Consider the following 16,167-nt stretch of genomic DNA (forward strand, 5'->3'; position numbering starts at 1 on the left):
GCTCCCTGCTGGCACGGTTTCGATATCGAATCGCTGGTCGGTAACTGTTACACATCAAACCACTGGAAACAAAAAGGCGAGCACTGCTTTCAGGCACAGCATCAGGCTAGAACAGCTTCAGCGGCTCTTCATTGAGTGCGGCCAGCTGCTCGCGCAGCGCCAGCACCTGGTCGCCCCAATACCGCTCGGTGCCGAACCAGGGAAAACTGCGCGGAAAGGCTGGATCTTCCCAGCGCCGCGCCAGCCAGGCGCTGTAGTGCATCAGGCGCAGCGCCCGCAGGGGTTCGATCAGCGCCAGCTCACGCGGATCGAAGTCGTGGAATTCGCGGTAGCCGTCCATCAGCTCGGACAACTGGCCGAGGCATTCCTGGCGGTCGCCGGCGAGCATCATCCACAGATCCTGAACCGCCGGGCCCATGCGGCAATCGTCGAGGTCGACGATATGAAACACTTCGTCGCGGCACATCATGTTGCCCGGGTGGCAGTCGCCGTGCATGCGGATGTTCTGGTGCGGTGTGGCCTTGTACACCTCTTCCACGCGCTTGAGCAGGTCTCGGGCGACCGACTCGTAGGCGGGCAGCAGGCTGCGCGGTACATGGTTGCCTTCGAGCAAGGTCTGCAGCGAATCGTGGCCGAAATTCTGCACCCCCAACGCTTCGCGGTGCTCGAACGGGCGTGTGGCGCCCACGGCATGCAGGCGGCCCAGCAGCTGGCCCAGGCGATAGAGCTGATCGAGATTGCCCGGCTCCGGCGCCCGGCCGCCGCGGCGAGGAAACAGGGTGAAGCGGAAACCGGCGTGCTCGAACAGCGTTTCGCCTTCATGCACCATGGGGGCGACCACGGGCACTTCGCAATCGGCCAGCTCGGCGGTGAAGGCGTGTTCTTCGAGGATGGCCGCGTTGGTCCAGCGATCGGGACGGTAGAACTTGGCAATCAGCGGTTGGCCATCTTCGATGCCCACCTGGTAGACGCGGTTCTCGTAGCTGTTGAGCGCCAGCACCCGGGCATCACTGAGAAAGCCGATGCTTTCCACGGCGTCGAGCACCAGGTCTGGGGTCAGTGTTTCAAAAGGGTGGGCCATGCGTACTCCTGCGCGCGGCAGGCTGCCGCGTCCGGCTCGCCATGGTAGCGCAGACGCGGCGGCAGCGGTGGCGCGTTACGCGCCGATCACCCCGTCATCCTCGCGGCTGATGGCAATCACCGAGGAGCGCGGCTTGCCGTTGGGCAGGTGCTCGGGGAAGGTCGAACCACCGTTTTCACCCGGATGCTGGATGCCGATGAACAGGGTGCGTTGATCGGGGGCGAAGCTGACGCCGGTGACTTCGCAGCCGACCGGGCCGACCATGAACCGGCGGATTTCGCCGCTGGCAGGGTCGGCGCAGAGCATCTGGTTGTTGCCCATGCCGGCGAAGTCGCCCACGTTGGTGGTATCGCCATCGGTCTGTACCCACAGTCGACCGGCATCGTCGAACGCCAGGCCATCGGGGCTGTTGAACATGTTCTGCGGATTGATGTTGGACGAGCCGCCCTTGGCCTGGCCAGGGTGCACGCTGGGGTTGCCGGCCACCAGGAACAGGTCCCACTCGAATTCCATGGCGCCGTGCTCGTCGTCGCTTTCGCGCCAGCGCAGGATCTGACCGTAGACGTTCTTCGCGCGCGGGTTGGGGCCGCCGACCGGTTGGCCGTCGTCACCGCGTTTGACGTTGTTGGTCAGGGTGCAATAGACCTGGCCATCTTTCGGGCTGACCACGATCCACTCGGGACGGTCCATGCGCGTAGCCTGCACGACGGTGGCAGCCAGCCGCGCGTGGATCAGTACCTCGGCCTGGCTGGCAAAGCCCTTGCTGGCATCCAGGTCGTGCTTGCCATGGGTCAGCTCCAGCCATTGGCCGCGGCCCTTGGGGTGGTCGGGGTTGCCGTCGCCGTCGTCGAAACGCGCAACGTACAGTGTGCCGTGGTCGAGCAGGTCACGATTGGCCTTGGGGTTGTGGTGGTCGATGCGATCGCGGCTGATGAATTTGTAGATGAATTCGCCGCGCTCGTCGTCGCCCATGTACACCACGGCATGCCCGTCGCGGGTTTCGGCCAGGGCTGCGTTCTCATGCTTGAAGCGACCCAGTGCGGTGCGCTTGACCGGCATGGCGGTGGGGTCGAACGGGTCCACTTCCACGACCCAGCCATGACGGTTGAGTTCGTTGGGGTTGCGCGCCATGTCGAAGCGCGGATCGTGGGGGTGCCAATTGATTTCCTTGCTGGCCGCGACCACGCCGTAGCGTTTCTGCGCCGGGGTGAACGCCAGCGTTGCGTCGGTGCTGCCGAAGCAGTCGGTGAAGTTTTCTTCGCACGTGAGGTAGGTGCCCCAGGGCGTCTTGCCATTGGCACAGTTCTGGAAAGTGCCATGCACCAGTTGCCCGGTGCTGTCGGCGGCGGTCTTGAGCAGAGCGTCGCCTGCGGCTGGCCCGCTGACGCGGATCGGCGTGTTGCCGTGAACGCGGCGGTTGTACTGCGAGCCCTGGACGAAGTGCCAGTGGCCGGCCTTGCGCTGGATCTCGATCACCGACAGGCCTTCGCAGGCCAGGGCCTTGCGCACCTCTTCAGCCGACTGCGGGCTGCCGCCGTGGGCATAGAGGTAGCGGTAGTTGGTGTATTCGTTGTTGATGGCCATCAACGCGCGATTGGCGTCGTTGGGGAAGGGGAACAGACTCATGCCATCGTTGTTGTCGCCGAACTGCACTTCCTGGGCTTCGGCGCTGCCGTTGCCACTGGGGTCGAACGCAGGGCCGCCGGCTTGCAGGGGTTGCCCCCAGCTGATCAGCACGCTGGCCCGATAGCCTGGCGGCAGGCTGATGGTGTCGCTGGTGGCAGCCGCAATGCCGGTGAAACCGAGCAGACCGCTGTTACCGGCGCTCACGGCGCTGGCCACGGCCGTGCGGGTCAGCAGGTTACCGCCCATGAACATTGCGGCACCGCACAATGCGCCAGCACCGATGAAGCGACGACGGCTCAGGCCGGTGATCTTTTCCAGGTCGGTGGCTTGATGTTCTTCTAATAGGCTCATGATCATCTCCCTTCAGGTCAGCGAGTACCTTAAGGAGGGATTATGACGAACAGGTTGCAGGCAGGGGGTGTGCCGATGCGTGCGTGCAGAAATGTTTCCGAATACAGCAATACGGGGGGAACCACGGTGCAAAGTCAGCATGAATGCGCACAAGAGAATTAGCTAACCAGATGGGCTAAGATACACTGTAGTCACCTGTACAAAGGAGTCGCCACCGATGGCCATTCACAATGTTCACGATGCCAAAAGCAATCTGTCCCGGCTACTGGATCAAGCTGCGGCCGGTGAAGTGGTCGTCATTGCCAAAGCCGGCAAGCCGGTTGCCCGGCTGGTGGCTTATGACACGCCACTAGCGGGTGAAGCAAAGCGTATCGGTTTCATGCTTGACCTGGAGGTACCCGAAGACTTTGATGAGCTGGACATTGAGGTCGCCAATCTCTTCGAGGGCAAGGTGTGAAGTTACTGCTCGACACGCATATCCTGATCTGGGTTGCCAAGGACAGCCCGATGCTTTCAGCAAGTGCTCGATCGTTGATCGGCAATATGGATCACGAGGTGTACTTCAGCGCAGCGAGCCTGTGGGAAGTGGCCATCAAGAACGGTCTGAGCCGCAGCGCCACGGTCATCGATACGGCGCGTCTGCGCCGGCAGCTATTGCTCAATGGCTACAGCGAGCTACCCATCACTGCAGCCCATGGCATGGCCGTGGAAAAACTGCCGCCCATTCATCGCGATCCGTTCGATCGCCTGCTATTCGCCCAGGCTACCCTCGAGAGCATGCAGTTACTGACGGCCGACGCATTGTTGAGCCAATACGGCGCACCCGCATTGCACGTTTGAATCGTCCTATCCAATAAGCTCCAGATGCAGATGCTCGGCAACGCTTTGGGCACTGGCGTCCTTCAGGTAGGGCACGCGACCCAGGCAGGGCGCTGGCAGGCGTTCGGCCAGGGTGGCGAGGTTATCTTCCAGGCGTGAGGTTTTCGGTTCGATGATGTTGGCCACCCAGCCGGCCAGCTGCAGGCCGTCGCGGGCGATCGCTTCCGCACTGAGCAGCGCATGGCTGATGGCACCCAGGCGCACGCCCACCACCAGAATCACCGGCAGTTTCAGGGCCATGGCGAGGTCCGAGAGGTTGGCCTGATCGGACAGCGGCACGCGCCAGCCGCCGGCGCCTTCGATCAGAGTGAAGTCTGCCTGCTGGGCCAGCACGTGGCGCATGGGCGCCAGCAACGAGCCAACCGTCAGCGCCACGCCAGCCTCGCGAGCGGCGATGTGTGGAGCGATCGCCGGTTCGAAGGCCACTGGATTGACCTGCGCATATTCCAGGCTGATAGAACTCTGCGCCATCAAGGCCAGCGCATCACTGTTGCGCAGGCCCTTGGGTGTGACATCGCAGCCCGAGGCAACGGGCTTGGCACCCAGCGTGCTGAGGCCCCTGAGCATAGCGGCGTGCAACAGGCCGGCCGCGATCGTGGTCTTGCCGATGTCCGTGTCGGTACCGGCGATGAAATAGGCGCTCATCGGGATTGTCCTTGCTCGACAGGTTTGCGCAACACAGCGTAGACCACCTGGTAGGTGGCGGGCAGCCCCAGCGGTGTGCGAAAGGTTTCATAGGCGTGCAGCAGGCCAAGCATGCGCGTGCGGCCAGTCAGGCCGTCGGGTCGGCCGGGGTTGAGATTGTGCGCGCCCAGCGCCTTGAGTTCATGGGTCAGGCCGCGCACGTCCGCGTAGTGCAGCACATGGGGCACGTTATCCAGGCTCAGTACCTCCAGACCGCTGTTGGCGCACAGGCGCTGGTAGTCGGCGAACTCACGGAAGCGGTTGACGTGCACCCGGCCATCCACTGCGCGCCAGCTCTGGCGCAGCTCGTGCAGCGTGCCCGCGCACAGGCTGGCAAAGGCCAGCACGCCGCCGGGCTGCAAGGCCCTGTAGGCCTCGGCGAGCACGGCGGCGAAATCGCTGCACCATTGCACTGCCAGGCTCGAATAGATCAGGCCACAGCAGCCACTGCGCAACGGCAGCTGCTCGGCATCCCCGGCCACATGCCAAGTGGCGCCGCCCTGGGCGCGCGCGTGGGTCAGCATGCCTTCGGCGATGTCCAGCGCCACGCCGCCGACGTCCGGAAAACTCTGGGCCAGGGCGCGGCTGAAATAGCCCGTACCGCTGCCCAGGTCCAGCCAGCGCGATGGCTGCAGATCGGTCGGCAGGCGTGCGAGCAGCGCATGGCCCACGTCGCGTTGCAACTGCGCGACGCTGTCGTAACTCGCCGCCGCCTTGGAAAAGGAAGCCGCCACCCGCCGCTTGTCCGGCAACGCAGACCCCGCCTCGGCCCCTGTAGCAGCGGCGCAAGCCGCGTCGTCTACCACCGCCAAACGTGCACCAAACGCAAAACCCTTGCCGTTATTCATCAAAACCTCGCTCACGCAGGAAGGCCTGAATTGCACCGGCGACCCTTTGCGAGTCCTCCAGCATGAACGCATGGCTGGTCTGCTCGACCAGGCCGATCTCCGCCTCTGGCAGCAGCTCCCGCAACGCGCTTACTGCACCAACAGGCACCAGCGAATCGTTCCCGGCAAACAGGTGCAGTTGCGGCCCGGCAAACGCCTGCAACGCGGCCCGGGTATCCAGCTCCGTCAGCACATGCAGGCCCTCCACCAACGTCTGTGTCGAAGTCGGCTCAGCAACCGCCAGTCGCCGAGAAAGCCCGCGCGGATCAGCAGCGCCTTGCGCACAGAGCGACGCGAAGCGCTTCAGCAGGTTTTTCGGATCCGCCTCGCAAGCGGCCAGAAACGCTTCGAACGTCTTAGCGGGCATTGCATCCGGCCAGTCGGCGCGGGCCATGAAACAGGGGTTGCTGGCCAGCGTCAGCAAGCCACGACAGCGCTCGCCACGGCGCGCCGCCAGTTCGGCAGCAAGCATGCCTCCCAGCGACCAGCCGCCCAGCCAGACACCATCCGGCAGGCGTTCGTCGAGCGCGTCGAGCCAGTCGGAAAGCTGGATGGAACCGGGCTCGGGCAAGACTTCGATCCGCGCCTGTACGGGTTCAGCGAGCCCTCGCAAGGCGGCGACCAGGGGATCCAAAGCACCGTTGCCCAGGCCCCAGCCAGGTAGCAGGATCAAGCGATCAAGCATGTTCAGCTCCCAGCAGCGGGTAGCACTCAGCCAGCGCATCGAGCAGTCGCTGCACCTGGGCACTGCTGTGAGCGGCCGAAAGCGTGACCCGCAATCGCGCACTGCCGACAGGCACCGTTGGCGGGCGAATGGCCGTCACCAGCACTCCGCGCTCGCGCAACAGCCGCGACAAATGCAGGGCTCGCCCGGCGTCGCCGATGAGAATGGGTTGAATGGGCGTGAAGCTGTCCATCAAGGTCAGGCCCAACCGGGCAGCGCCCTGTCTGAACTGCGCGATCAGGGTCGCCAGGTGCTCGCGCCGCCAGTGCTCGCTGCGCAGCAGCTGCAGGCTGCGCAGCGTGGCGCAGGCCAGCGCCGGTGGCTGGCTGGTGGTGTAGATGTAGGGCCGGGCGAACTGCACCAGCGTCTCGATCAGTTCCTCGCTGCCGGCTACGAAGGCGCCCGCAGTGCCGAAGCCCTTGCCCAGGGTCCCGACCAGCACCTGCACATCGTCCAACCCCAACCCGAAGTGTTCGACGATACCGCCACCGGTGGCGCCCAGGGCACCGAACCCGTGGGCATCGTCGACCATCAACCAGGCGCCCCTGGCCCGTGCGGCAGCCGCCAGTTGTGGCAGCTCCGCGAGGTCACCGTCCATGCTGAAGACGCCATCGGTCACTACCAGCGTATTGCCGGTGGCTTTGTCGAGGCGCGTTTCCAGGCTGGCGGCATCGTTGTGCAGGTAACGGCTGAAGCGCGCGCCGCTGAGCAGCCCGGCGTCCAGCAGCGAGGCGTGGTTGAGCCGGTCCTGCAGCACGGTATCGCCTTGCCCCACCAGGGCGGTGACCGCCCCCAGATTAGCCATGTAGCCGGTGGAAAACAGCAACGCCCGCGGACGCCCGGTCAATTCGGCCAAGGCCTCTTCCAGCGCGTGGTGAGGGCTGCTGTGACCGACCACCAGATGCGATGCTCCACCGCCCACGCCCCAGCGCTCGGCGCCCTCGCGCCAGGCCTTGATCACTTCGGGGTGGTTGGCCAGGCCCAGGTAGTCGTTGCTGCAGAAAGCCAGCAGCGGTTGGCCATCGACCACCACGCATGGCCCCTGCGGGCTTTGCAGCAATGGACGCTGACGATAGAGGTCGGCGGCGCGGCGCTCGGCCAGGCGCGCGCTGAGGTCGAAGGGCATGCAGGCCTCGAATGGCAGGGGGTGAACGCCGGCCGCTGGGGCCGGCGCAGGGTCAGGCGGACGCGGCGTCGTAGAACAGGTCGCTGCTCTTCTGCTCGACCAGGGCCTGTTCGATGGCCGCTTGATGGACCTCGTCGGCGTGTTCTTCACGAGCTTCGGGAGCGATCCCCAGGCGGGCGAACAACTGCATGTCCTTGTCTGCCTGCGGGTTGGCCGTGGTCAACAGCTTGTCGCCATAGAAGATCGAGTTGGCCCCGGCCAGGAAAGCCAGTGCCTGCATCTGTTCGTTCATCGCTTCGCGCCCGGCGGAAAGGCGCACATGGGACTGCGGCATGAGAATGCGCGCCACGGCCAGCATGCGGATGAAATCGAACGGGTCGATATCCTCGGCGTTTTCCAGCGGAGTACCGGCCACTTTCACCAGCATGTTGATCGGCACCGACTCGGGATGCTCGGGCAGGTTGGCCAACTGGATCAGCAGCCCGGCGCGGTCGTCCAGCGACTCGCCCATGCCCAGGATGCCGCCGGAGCAGATCTTCATGCCGGCGTCGCGCACGTGGGCCAGGGTCTGCAGGCGTTCGCTGTAGGTGCGGGTGGTGATGATGCTGGCGTAGAACTCCGGCGAGGTGTCCAGGTTGTGGTTGTAGTAGTCGAGGCCGGCCTGGGCCAGCGCCTTGGTCTGGTCCTCGTCCAGGCGCCCCAGGGTCATGCAGGTTTCCAGGCCCAGCGCCTTGACCCCGGCAACCATTTGCAACACGTACGGCATGTCTTTGGCCGAGGGGTGTTTCCAGGCCGCGCCCATGCAGAATCGCGTCGAACCGATGGCCTTGGCGCGGGCGGCTTCCTCGAGCACCTTCTGCACTTCCATCAGCTTTTCTTTTTCCAGCCCGGTGTTGTAGTGCCCCGATTGCGGGCAGTACTTGCAGTCCTCGGGGCAGGCGCCGGTCTTGATCGACAGCAGGGTCGAGACCTGGACCCGATTGGGGTCGAAATGCGCCCGGTGCACGCTTTGCGCCTGAAACAGCAGGTCGTTGAACGGCTGCACGAACAGCGCCTTGACCTCGGCCAGGGTCCAGTCGTGACGAACGGTTGCAGTTGTACTGGCGCTCATCGGCGATTCCTTGTTTATGCTTGGGCGCGCGCAGGGACGCTGGAATGTCCATGGGCGCAACGCGGCTATTGAGTCGAATGCGGGCATGATTAAGGAAGCTCCATGCACTGTCAACCTTCTGCGGCTATCAAGGTCTACAAGTGGCTAGAAACTGATCAGATTTGCCTGCTGTGCGACGAAGCGTCGGGCAATCCCTATGCCCTGTGCGAGGCCTGCGAATGCGACCTTCCCTGGCTGGAGGAGCAGTGCACGGTGTGCGCGTTGCCCCTGGCGATGAGTGGGTTCACCTGCGCGCCCTGTCGGCGCCGGCCACCCGCATTCGGCAAGGTGGAAACCCCCTGGCACTATGGTTTTCCCGTCGACAGCCTGATCACCCGCTTCAAGCACAACAGCCAGTGGCCCTACGGACGTTTGCTGGCCGAGTTGACCAGTCACTGGCTCGATCATCGTTTCAACGAAGGGTTGCCACGCCCGCAGTTGCTGATCCCGGTGCCCATGGGGCGCAAACGCCTGCGCAGACGCGGTTTCAACCAGGCTGAAATGCTCGCTCGGTGGTTGTCCGAGGCACTGCACATCGACTGCGATTCGACCCTGGTGCAACGACCGCGCGAGACCCAGGCGCAGCAGGAGCTGGGGGCCAAGGCGCGCCTGCACAACCTGGAACGAGCCTTTGCCTTGATGCCCGGTGCGGTGCTCGATGGAGTGCACGTCGCCTTGGTCGACGATGTGATGACCACCGGCGCCACCGCGCAGGCCCTGGCCACGCTGCTTCGCGAGGGCGGCGCCGCGCGGGTCGACGTCTACTGTCTGGCGCGCACGGCCAAGCCCGAGTAGCCTTGGGCCATGACCTTGCCTCCTTTGCTGGCCCAGTACATCGCACGTCGTCCGCAACGCATCGAACTGCTGCGTCATATCGCCGAGCAGGGTTCGATCACCCGTGCCGCCAAGGCGGCTGGCCTGAGCTACAAGGGCGCCTGGGACGCCATCGACGAACTCAACAACCTGGCCCAAACGCCGCTGGTCGAACGGGTCGTGGGCGGCAAGGGCGGTGGTGGCGCGTGCTTGTCCGCGGAAGGGCAGCGCATGCTGCGCCTCTACCAGAAGCTCCAGGCCTTGCAGGCGCAGGTGCTCGAAGCCGCCGAGGACGTCGGCGACCTCGACCTGCTGGGCCGACTCATGCTGCGTACCAGTGCCCGCAATCAACTGCACGGCCGCGTGACTGCCATCGACGCTCAAGGGCGCAACGACGAAATCACTCTGGACCTGGGCGAGGGGCTGAGCCTGCGCGCGCAGATCACCCATGACAGCACGCAAACCCTGACGCTGGTGCCCGGCGCTGGTGTGGTGGCCTTGATCAAGGCGGGTTGGTTGTGCGTGTTGCCACTGGATGCTCCCGCCATGCCTGGTCACAGCTGCCTGCAGGGTGTGCTGGAGCAGGTCCTGAAGGACGCTCGAGGGCCTTGCGAAATGCGTATCGGCCTGGCGAATGGGCAGACCCTGTGCGCACTTTCCGAGCACTGCTCGATCCGTGAGGGCGACTCGGTCAATGTGTGGCTCGATCCTGCCAACGTTCTACTCGGTACTCCGCTCTAACCCGCGCCATACCCGCCGAACCCTGTCGATCCCCCTTTTCAGCAAGCCAGCCCGCAGCCGCCACGGCACCGTGACGGCCGCCGGGCGGGTATTGACTTTGCGCAGGCGTAAACGTATGTTTCAAACAGCCGTTTGATAGCGACAACCTGTCGCAGGTCGAACCCATCGGAATTCATCAGCAGAGGTTTATCGCTATGCCTGAGTACAAGGCCCCCTTGCGTGATATTCGCTTCGTCCGCGACGAGTTGCTCGGCTACGAAGCGCACTATCAAAGCCTGCCCGGCTGCCAGGATGCGACCCCGGACATGGTCGATGCCATCCTCGAAGAAGGCGCCAAGTTCTGCGAACAGGTACTGGCTCCGCTGAACCGTGTGGGCGACATCGAAGGCTGCACCTGGAGCGAAGACGGCGTGAAGACGCCGACCGGCTTCAAGCAGGCCTACAAACAGTTCGTCGAAGGCGGCTGGCCAAGCCTGGCCCACGACGTCGAACACGGTGGCCAGGGCCTGCCCGAATCCCTCGGTCTGGCGGTGAGCGAGATGATCGGCAGCGCCAACTGGTCGTGGGGCATGTACCCCGGCCTGTCCCACGGCGCCATGAACACCATTTCCGCTCACGGCACGCCCGAGCAGCAAGAGGCTTACCTGACCAAGCTGGTGTCCGGCGAGTGGACCGGCACCATGTGCCTGACCGAACCACACTGCGGCACCGACCTGGGCATGCTGCGCACCAAGGCCGAACCCCAGGCAGACGGCAGCTATGCAATCAGCGGCACGAAGATCTTCATTTCTGCCGGCGAACACGACATGGCCGACAACATCGTGCACATCGTGCTGGCACGCCTGCCCGATGCACCGGCCGGCACCAAGGGCATCTCGCTGTTCATCGTGCCCAAGTTCCTGCCTGACAGCGATGGCGCGATCGGCGCGCGCAATGCGGTGAGCTGTGGCTCGCTGGAACACAAGATGGGCATTCACGGCAACGCCACCTGCGTGATGAACTTCGACAGCGCCACCGGCTACCTGATCGGCCCCGCCAACAAGGGCCTGAACTGCATGTTCACCTTCATGAACACGGCACGCCTGGGCACTGCCCTGCAGGGTCTGGCCCATGCCGAAGTCGCGTTCCAGGGTGGCCTGCGCTATGCCCGCGATCGCCTGCAGATGCGCTCGCTGACCGGCCCCAAGGCGCCCGACAAGGCTGCCGACCCGATCATCGTGCACCCGGACGTACGGCGCATGCTGTTGACCATCAAGGCCTTCGCCGAAGGCACGCGGGCCATGGTCTATTTCACCGCCAAGCTGGTGGACGTGCTCAAGTTCAGCCAGGACGAAGAAGAGCGCAAGCGCGCCGATGCCCTGCTGGCGTTCATGACGCCGATAGCCAAGGCGTTCATGACCGAAGTCGGTTTCGAGGCCGCCAACCACGGCGTGCAGATCTACGGTGGGCACGGTTTCATTGCCGAGTGGGGCATGGAGCAGAACGTGCGCGACAGCCGCATTTCCATGCTGTACGAAGGCACCACCGGCATCCAGGCACTCGACTTGCTGGGGCGCAAGGTGCTCATGACCCAGGGCGAGGCCCTCAAGGGCTTTACCCGGATCGTGCACAAGTTCTGCCAGGCCAACGAAGGCAACGAAGCCGTTGCCGAGTTCGTTACACCCCTGGCGCAGTTGAACAAGGAGTGGGGCGAGCTGACCATGAAGGTTGGCATGGCCGCCATGAAGGATCGCGAAGAAGTCGGCGCAGCCTCGGTCGATTACGTGATGTATTCGGGTTACGCCTGCCTGGCCTATTTCTGGGCCGACATGGCTCGTGTGGCAGCGCAGAAGCTGGCTGAAGGCACGGGCGATGCCGCGTTCTACACGGCCAAGCTGCAAACGGCGCGCTTCTACTTCCAGCGCATCCTGCCGCGCACCCGCACTCACGTTGCCGCCATGCTCTCGGGCGCGGCCAACCTGATGGACATGGACGAAGCGCACTTCGACCTGTCCTACTGACAGGTACGCCAACCAGCCGGGCGGCGCGCGTCTTGCCGAGCGCGCCACCCGGCTTTCGAACCTCAGCCCTCGAATTTCTGCGAGTCAGCCATGGCGGATTACAAAGCTCCCCTGCGCGATATGCGCTTTGTTCTGAACGAAGTATTCGACGTTGCCAGCCACTGGGCGCAGCTGCCGGGCCTGGCCGACAGCGTCGATGTCGACACCATGGAGGCCATTCTCGAGGAGGCCGGCAAGGTCACCGCCCAGGCCATCGCGCCCTTGAGCCGGGCGGCCGATGAAGAGGGCTGCCACTGGCGCGATACCGCGGTGACCACTCCGGCTGGGTTCATCCAGGCCTATCGGACCTACGCCGAGGGTGGCTGGGTCGGCGTGGGTGGCGAACCTGCCCACGGTGGCATGGGCATGCCCAAGGTGATTTCGGCGCAGGTCGAGGAAATGGTCAACTCGGCCAGCCTGGCGTTCGGCCTGTACCCGATGCTGACTGCCGGTGCCTGCCTGTCCATCAACGCCCATGCCAGTGAAGAGCTGAAACGCACCTACCTGCCCAAGATGTATGCCGGGACCTGGGCCGGCTCCATGTGCCTGACCGAAGCCCATGCGGGTACCGATCTGGGCCTGATCCGCACGCGTGCCGAACCGCAGGCAGACGGCAGCTACAAGGTCAGCGGGACGAAAATCTTCATCACCGGCGGCGAACACGACCTGACCGAGAACATCATTCATCTGGTGTTGGCCAAGCTTCCCGACGCACCGCCCGGCCCCAAGGGCATCTCGCTGCTGCTGGTGCCCAAGTTCATGGTCGATGCCGACGGTAACCTGGGCGCGCGCAACGCGGTGTCCTGCGGTTCCATCGAACACAAGATGGGCATCCAGGCGTCGGCCACCTGCGTGATGAACTTCGATGGCGCCACCGGTTACCTGGTCGGCGAGGCCAACAAGGGCCTGGCGGCCATGTTCACCATGATGAACTACGAGCGTCTGGGCGTAGGCATTCAGGGCCTGGCGTCGGCCGAGCGCTCCTATCAGAACGCTGTGGAGTACGCCCGTGACCGGCTGCAGAGCCGTTCGCCCACCGGGGCCATGCAGGCCGACAAGATGGCCGACCCGATCATCGTCCACCCGGACGTGCGGCGCATGCTGCTGACCATGAAAGCCTGCAATGAAGGCGGGCGGGCGTTCTCCACCTACGTGGCGCTGCAGTTGGACACCGCCAAGTACAGCGAAGAGCCGGCCACGCGCAAGCGCGCCGAAGACATGGTGGCTTTGCTGACTCCGGTGGCCAAGGCCTTCCTGACCGACCTGGGCCTGGAAACCACGGTGCATGGCCAGCAGGTATTCGGTGGCCACGGCTATATCCGCGAATGGGGCCAGGAGCAGTTGGTCCGCGATGTGCGCATTACCCAGATCTACGAGGGCACCAACGGCATCCAGGCACTGGACCTGATGGGCCGCAAGGTGGTGGGCAACGGTGGTGCGTTCTATCAGCTGTTTTCCGACGAAGTGCGTGCCTACGCCGCCCAGGCCGATGCCGCGTTGCAGGAGTTCGCCCAGCCGCTGATTCACGCGCTGGATCGCTTGGACGCCTTGACGGCAGGGGTTCTGGACCGCGCCGCGAACGATCCGGGCGAGATCGGCGCCGCATCGGTCGAGTACCTGCAGGCCTTTGGTTACACCGCCTACGCCTACATGTGGACGAGAATGGCGGCGGCCGCGCTGGGCAGGCAGGACGAGGCGTTTTATGCCAGCAAACTGGGCACGGCGCGCTTTTATTTCGCCCGGTTGTTGCCGCGGATCCACTCGCTGGCGGCTGCCGTCGATGCCGGCAGCGCGTCACTGTTTCTGTTGGATGAGGAGCAATTCTGACGATGTAAGCTTTGGCTTACATCACGTGGTGTCTTTGAGCTATATCCACGGATTGGATCCACAGTTAATCTTCACTCCAAGGACGTTGCGCAGGATGCGCCTAGATATAACAAGGACACGTAGGATTTCTGCCAGGATGGCGGACGGAAATGGATGTCATGGGAAACAGTCTGCAAAACCCCGCTTCGGCGGGGTTTTCTTTTTTCCGCTCCCGAATAATTTCCCCTGTAGCAGCGGCGCAAGCCGCGTCACCCACTGCGCGGTACACCTGACCCACTGCATCAAGGCCGGACGCGGCTCGCGCCGCTGCTACAGGAACGCGTGGGGCTCATTACGGGCTGCGCGACCCCTGTAGCAGCGGCGCACGCCGCGTCACTGGCGAAGCGATACACCTGACACTCCGCATCGACGTCGGACGCGGCTCGCGCCGCTGCTACAGGAACGCGTGGGGCTCATTATGGGCTGCGCGACCCGTGTAGCAGCGGCGCAAGCCGCGTCACTGGCGACGCGATACACCTGACACCCCGCTTCGACGCCGGACGCGGCTCGCGCCGCTGCTACAGGAACGCGTGGGGCTCATTACGGGCTGCGCGCGCCCTGTAGCAGCGGCGCAAGCCGCGTCACTGGCGACGCGATACACCTGACACCCCGCTTCGACGCCGGACGCGGCTCACACACCCCCTGTGGCAGCGGCGCGTCAGGTCATGGTTTCGCTGGCGGCTTGAGCAGCGCTTCGGCCGCTTTGGCCAGGTCTGGCGGGAGGAAATCCCGGTCCGGGTTGTAATCGGCCTTGAGGAATCGTGTCAGGTCCTGCAGGTCGCCGGGGCTCAGAATGCCCGCCGCCTGCTTGAGCCGCAGGTTGTCGAGAATGTAGTCATAGCGGGTGTTGTTGTAGTCGCGCACCGAGCTGTACAGCTGGCGCTGCGCATCGAGCACGTCGACGATGTTGCGCGTTCCCACCTGATAGCCGATTTCCGTGGCCAGCACCGAGCTCTGGTTGGAGATGATCGACTGCTTGCGCGCCTGCACCTGCTCGACATCGGTGTTCACCGCGCGGTGCAGGTTGCGGGTGTTCTCCACCACCTGTCGGCGCAGGCTTTCACGCTGCTGCTCACTTTGCGTGAGCCGCGCATAGGCCTCACGGACCTGCGAACTGGTCAAACCGCCGCTGTAGATCGGAATGTTCAACTGCACCCCGATGCTGCGCTGCGACACGTCGCTGCCATAGCTCACGCCCGGCAGATTGGAAGGATTGCTGAAACCCAGATTGTCGTTGTCACCCTTCTGGTATTGCGCCACCGCATCCACCGTGGGCGCATGCCCGGCCTTGCGCTGGCGCAAGGTCTGCTCGGCAGCTTCCACGGCGTAGTTGCTGGCCAGCAGATCGAGGTTCTGCCGGGAAGCGGTGTCGACCCACGCACTCGCGTCGTTGGGCATCGGCGCCAGCACCGGCAAGGTGTGAACGATACCCTGGATCGAATTGTATTCGCGGTTGGTCAGCGTGATCAGGGCCTGGAAGGCGTCGTCGACCTGACGTTGGGCGATGATTCGATTGGCCCGGGCGGTGTCGTAGCTGGCCTGGGATTGCAGGGTGTCGGTCTTGTCGGACAGACCGACGTTGAAACGCTCCTGCGACTGATCGAGCTGGCGCCGGAAAGCATTCTCTTCGGCACGCGCGGTGGCCAGATTGTCCTGCGCGCGCAGCACCGAGAAATAAGCCTGGGCGCTCTGCAGAATCAGGTTCTGCTCGGTGGCCGACAGCTGCACGGCCGCCTGCTCGTCGACCGCCTTGGCGGCCTTGAGCTGGAACCAGCGGTCGGCGCGGAACAGCGGCTGGCTCAACTGCGCCCGGTAGGAATTGCCGCTGCGGTTGTACACCGCCGACGGCTGGTCCAGCGCCGTGCGGGTATCGTTGATGTCATAGCCCGCCGACAGGTTGGGCAGCAAGCCGGCCCGCGCCTGCGGCACGATTTCGCTTTGCGCGGCGTAGTCGGCCCGCGACGCGGCCAGATCGGCGTTGTTCAGCACCGCTTCCTGATAGACGCTGACCAGGTCGGTCATGCTCGCCAGCGGTGCCTGCTGCGCCAGGACCATGCCTGGAATGGCACCGGACACGGCCAGGGCGAGGGCCGTTGCCGAGGGAAATCTACTGCGCAGCATGGGGCAATCCTTGGTCTGAAAGCTGGGTCTGGGCATCAGCTGTGAAAATAGGCGTGGGGCAGGGCGAGTGTAGAGCGCG

The 16,167-nt window shown here is 64.4% G+C and carries 14 protein-coding genes; 6 read left to right on the plus strand and 8 right to left on the minus strand.

What is annotated here, in order from left to right:
• Nucleotides 1-106: 106 nt before the first annotated feature.
• Nucleotides 107-1,081 carry a serine/threonine protein kinase gene (locus tag H7993_RS15940; protein WP_122714579.1) on the minus strand — a complete coding sequence of 325 codons (975 nt, stop codon included), beginning with the start codon at nucleotides 1,079-1,081 and terminating at the stop codon, nucleotides 107-109.
• A 75-nt stretch (nucleotides 1,082-1,156) separates the two neighbouring features.
• Nucleotides 1,157-3,058, minus strand: coding sequence for a PhoX family protein (locus H7993_RS15945; RefSeq protein WP_185794957.1), 1,902 nt, complete (start codon nucleotides 3,056-3,058; stop codon nucleotides 1,157-1,159).
• A 217-nt stretch (nucleotides 3,059-3,275) separates the two neighbouring features.
• Between H7993_RS15945 and H7993_RS15950 the strand changes: the two genes are divergently transcribed.
• Together H7993_RS15950 and H7993_RS15955 are read left to right on the plus strand one after the other, a co-directional pair.
• A complete protein-coding gene (locus tag H7993_RS15950) occupies nucleotides 3,276-3,515 on the plus strand; it encodes a type II toxin-antitoxin system Phd/YefM family antitoxin (RefSeq protein ID WP_122480418.1) in 240 nt (79 codons plus the stop codon).
• A complete protein-coding gene (locus H7993_RS15955) occupies nucleotides 3,512-3,898 on the plus strand; it encodes a type II toxin-antitoxin system VapC family toxin (RefSeq protein WP_122480417.1) in 387 nt (128 codons plus the stop codon). Before H7993_RS15950 ends, H7993_RS15955 begins: the two co-directional genes overlap by 4 nt.
• 6 nt (nucleotides 3,899-3,904) lie before the next feature.
• Here the strand turns inward: H7993_RS15955 and bioD are convergent, their stop codons facing one another.
• Genes bioD through bioB form a run of 5 tightly spaced genes read right to left on the minus strand, consistent with a single transcriptional unit; the run spans nucleotide 3,905 to nucleotide 8,469 of the window.
• The gene (bioD, locus tag H7993_RS15960; RefSeq protein ID WP_185794958.1) at nucleotides 3,905-4,582 is read right to left on the minus strand and encodes a dethiobiotin synthase; all 678 of its coding nucleotides are present in this window, start codon (nucleotides 4,580-4,582) and stop codon (nucleotides 3,905-3,907) included.
• Nucleotides 4,579-5,469 carry a malonyl-ACP O-methyltransferase BioC gene (gene bioC / locus H7993_RS15965; RefSeq protein WP_185794959.1) on the minus strand — a complete coding sequence of 297 codons (891 nt, stop codon included), beginning with the start codon at nucleotides 5,467-5,469 and terminating at the stop codon, nucleotides 4,579-4,581. Before bioC ends, bioD begins: the two co-directional genes overlap by 4 nt.
• A complete protein-coding gene (locus H7993_RS15970) occupies nucleotides 5,462-6,193 on the minus strand; it encodes an alpha/beta fold hydrolase (RefSeq protein ID WP_185794960.1) in 732 nt (243 codons plus the stop codon). Before H7993_RS15970 ends, bioC begins: the two co-directional genes overlap by 8 nt.
• Entirely contained in the window at nucleotides 6,186-7,358 is a 1,173-nt protein-coding gene (gene bioF, locus H7993_RS15975; RefSeq protein WP_185794961.1) for an 8-amino-7-oxononanoate synthase, read from the minus strand. The genes H7993_RS15970 and bioF overlap by 8 nt, the downstream gene beginning before the upstream one ends.
• Before the next feature lie 52 nt (nucleotides 7,359-7,410).
• Entirely contained in the window at nucleotides 7,411-8,469 is a 1,059-nt protein-coding gene (gene bioB, locus H7993_RS15980; RefSeq protein WP_122480412.1) for a biotin synthase BioB, read from the minus strand.
• Nucleotides 8,470-8,571: 102 nt separating this feature from the next.
• On the opposite strand from bioB, the gene H7993_RS15985 reads away from it, so the two are divergent.
• The 4 genes from H7993_RS15985 to H7993_RS16000 all read left to right on the plus strand — a co-directional run bounded on the left by H7993_RS15985 (nucleotide 8,572) and on the right by H7993_RS16000 (nucleotide 13,928).
• Nucleotides 8,572-9,303 (plus strand): ComFC family protein, encoded by a 732-nt coding sequence (locus H7993_RS15985; RefSeq protein WP_185794962.1) that lies wholly within the window; start codon nucleotides 8,572-8,574, stop codon nucleotides 9,301-9,303.
• Between the two features lie 9 nt (nucleotides 9,304-9,312).
• Complete coding sequence (locus H7993_RS15990; RefSeq protein ID WP_185794963.1) at nucleotides 9,313-10,062, plus strand: TOBE domain-containing protein; 750 nt, start codon at nucleotides 9,313-9,315, stop codon at nucleotides 10,060-10,062.
• A 194-nt stretch (nucleotides 10,063-10,256) separates the two neighbouring features.
• Nucleotides 10,257-12,062 carry a phenylacyl-CoA dehydrogenase gene (locus H7993_RS15995; protein WP_185794964.1) on the plus strand — a complete coding sequence of 602 codons (1,806 nt, stop codon included), beginning with the start codon at nucleotides 10,257-10,259 and terminating at the stop codon, nucleotides 12,060-12,062.
• A 90-nt stretch (nucleotides 12,063-12,152) separates the two neighbouring features.
• Nucleotides 12,153-13,928 carry an acyl-CoA dehydrogenase C-terminal domain-containing protein gene (locus H7993_RS16000; protein WP_185794965.1) on the plus strand — a complete coding sequence of 592 codons (1,776 nt, stop codon included), beginning with the start codon at nucleotides 12,153-12,155 and terminating at the stop codon, nucleotides 13,926-13,928.
• A 702-nt stretch (nucleotides 13,929-14,630) separates the two neighbouring features.
• Here the strand turns inward: H7993_RS16000 and H7993_RS16005 are convergent.
• Entirely contained in the window at nucleotides 14,631-16,088 is a 1,458-nt protein-coding gene (locus H7993_RS16005) for a TolC family outer membrane protein (RefSeq protein ID WP_185794966.1), read from the minus strand.
• Nucleotides 16,089-16,167 lie beyond the last annotated feature (79 nt).

It is taken from the genome of Pseudomonas baltica (assembly GCF_014235765.1).
Lineage (GTDB): Bacteria > Pseudomonadota > Gammaproteobacteria > Pseudomonadales > Pseudomonadaceae > Aquipseudomonas > Aquipseudomonas baltica.

Coding starts and splice junctions, on each gene's coding strand:
- H7993_RS15940 (WP_122714579.1), bottom strand. CDS start 1,081: ATGGCCCACCCTTTTGAAACACTGACCCCAGACCTGGTGCTCGACGCC.
- H7993_RS15945 (WP_185794957.1), bottom strand. CDS start 3,058: ATGAGCCTATTAGAAGAACATCAAGCCACCGACCTGGAAAAGATCACC.
- H7993_RS15950 (WP_122480418.1), top strand. CDS start 3,276: ATGGCCATTCACAATGTTCACGATGCCAAAAGCAATCTGTCCCGGCTA.
- bioD (WP_185794958.1), bottom strand. CDS start 4,582: ATGAGCGCCTATTTCATCGCCGGTACCGACACGGACATCGGCAAGACC.
- bioC (WP_185794959.1), bottom strand. CDS start 5,469: ATGAATAACGGCAAGGGTTTTGCGTTTGGTGCACGTTTGGCGGTGGTA.
- H7993_RS15970 (WP_185794960.1), bottom strand. CDS start 6,193: ATGCTTGATCGCTTGATCCTGCTACCTGGCTGGGGCCTGGGCAACGGT.
- bioF (WP_185794961.1), bottom strand. CDS start 7,358: ATGCCCTTCGACCTCAGCGCGCGCCTGGCCGAGCGCCGCGCCGCCGAC.
- bioB (WP_122480412.1), bottom strand. CDS start 8,469: ATGAGCGCCAGTACAACTGCAACCGTTCGTCACGACTGGACCCTGGCC.
- H7993_RS15985 (WP_185794962.1), top strand. CDS start 8,572: ATGCACTGTCAACCTTCTGCGGCTATCAAGGTCTACAAGTGGCTAGAA.
- H7993_RS15990 (WP_185794963.1), top strand. CDS start 9,313: ATGACCTTGCCTCCTTTGCTGGCCCAGTACATCGCACGTCGTCCGCAA.
- H7993_RS15995 (WP_185794964.1), top strand. CDS start 10,257: ATGCCTGAGTACAAGGCCCCCTTGCGTGATATTCGCTTCGTCCGCGAC.
- H7993_RS16000 (WP_185794965.1), top strand. CDS start 12,153: ATGGCGGATTACAAAGCTCCCCTGCGCGATATGCGCTTTGTTCTGAAC.
- H7993_RS16005 (WP_185794966.1), bottom strand. CDS start 16,088: ATGCTGCGCAGTAGATTTCCCTCGGCAACGGCCCTCGCCCTGGCCGTG.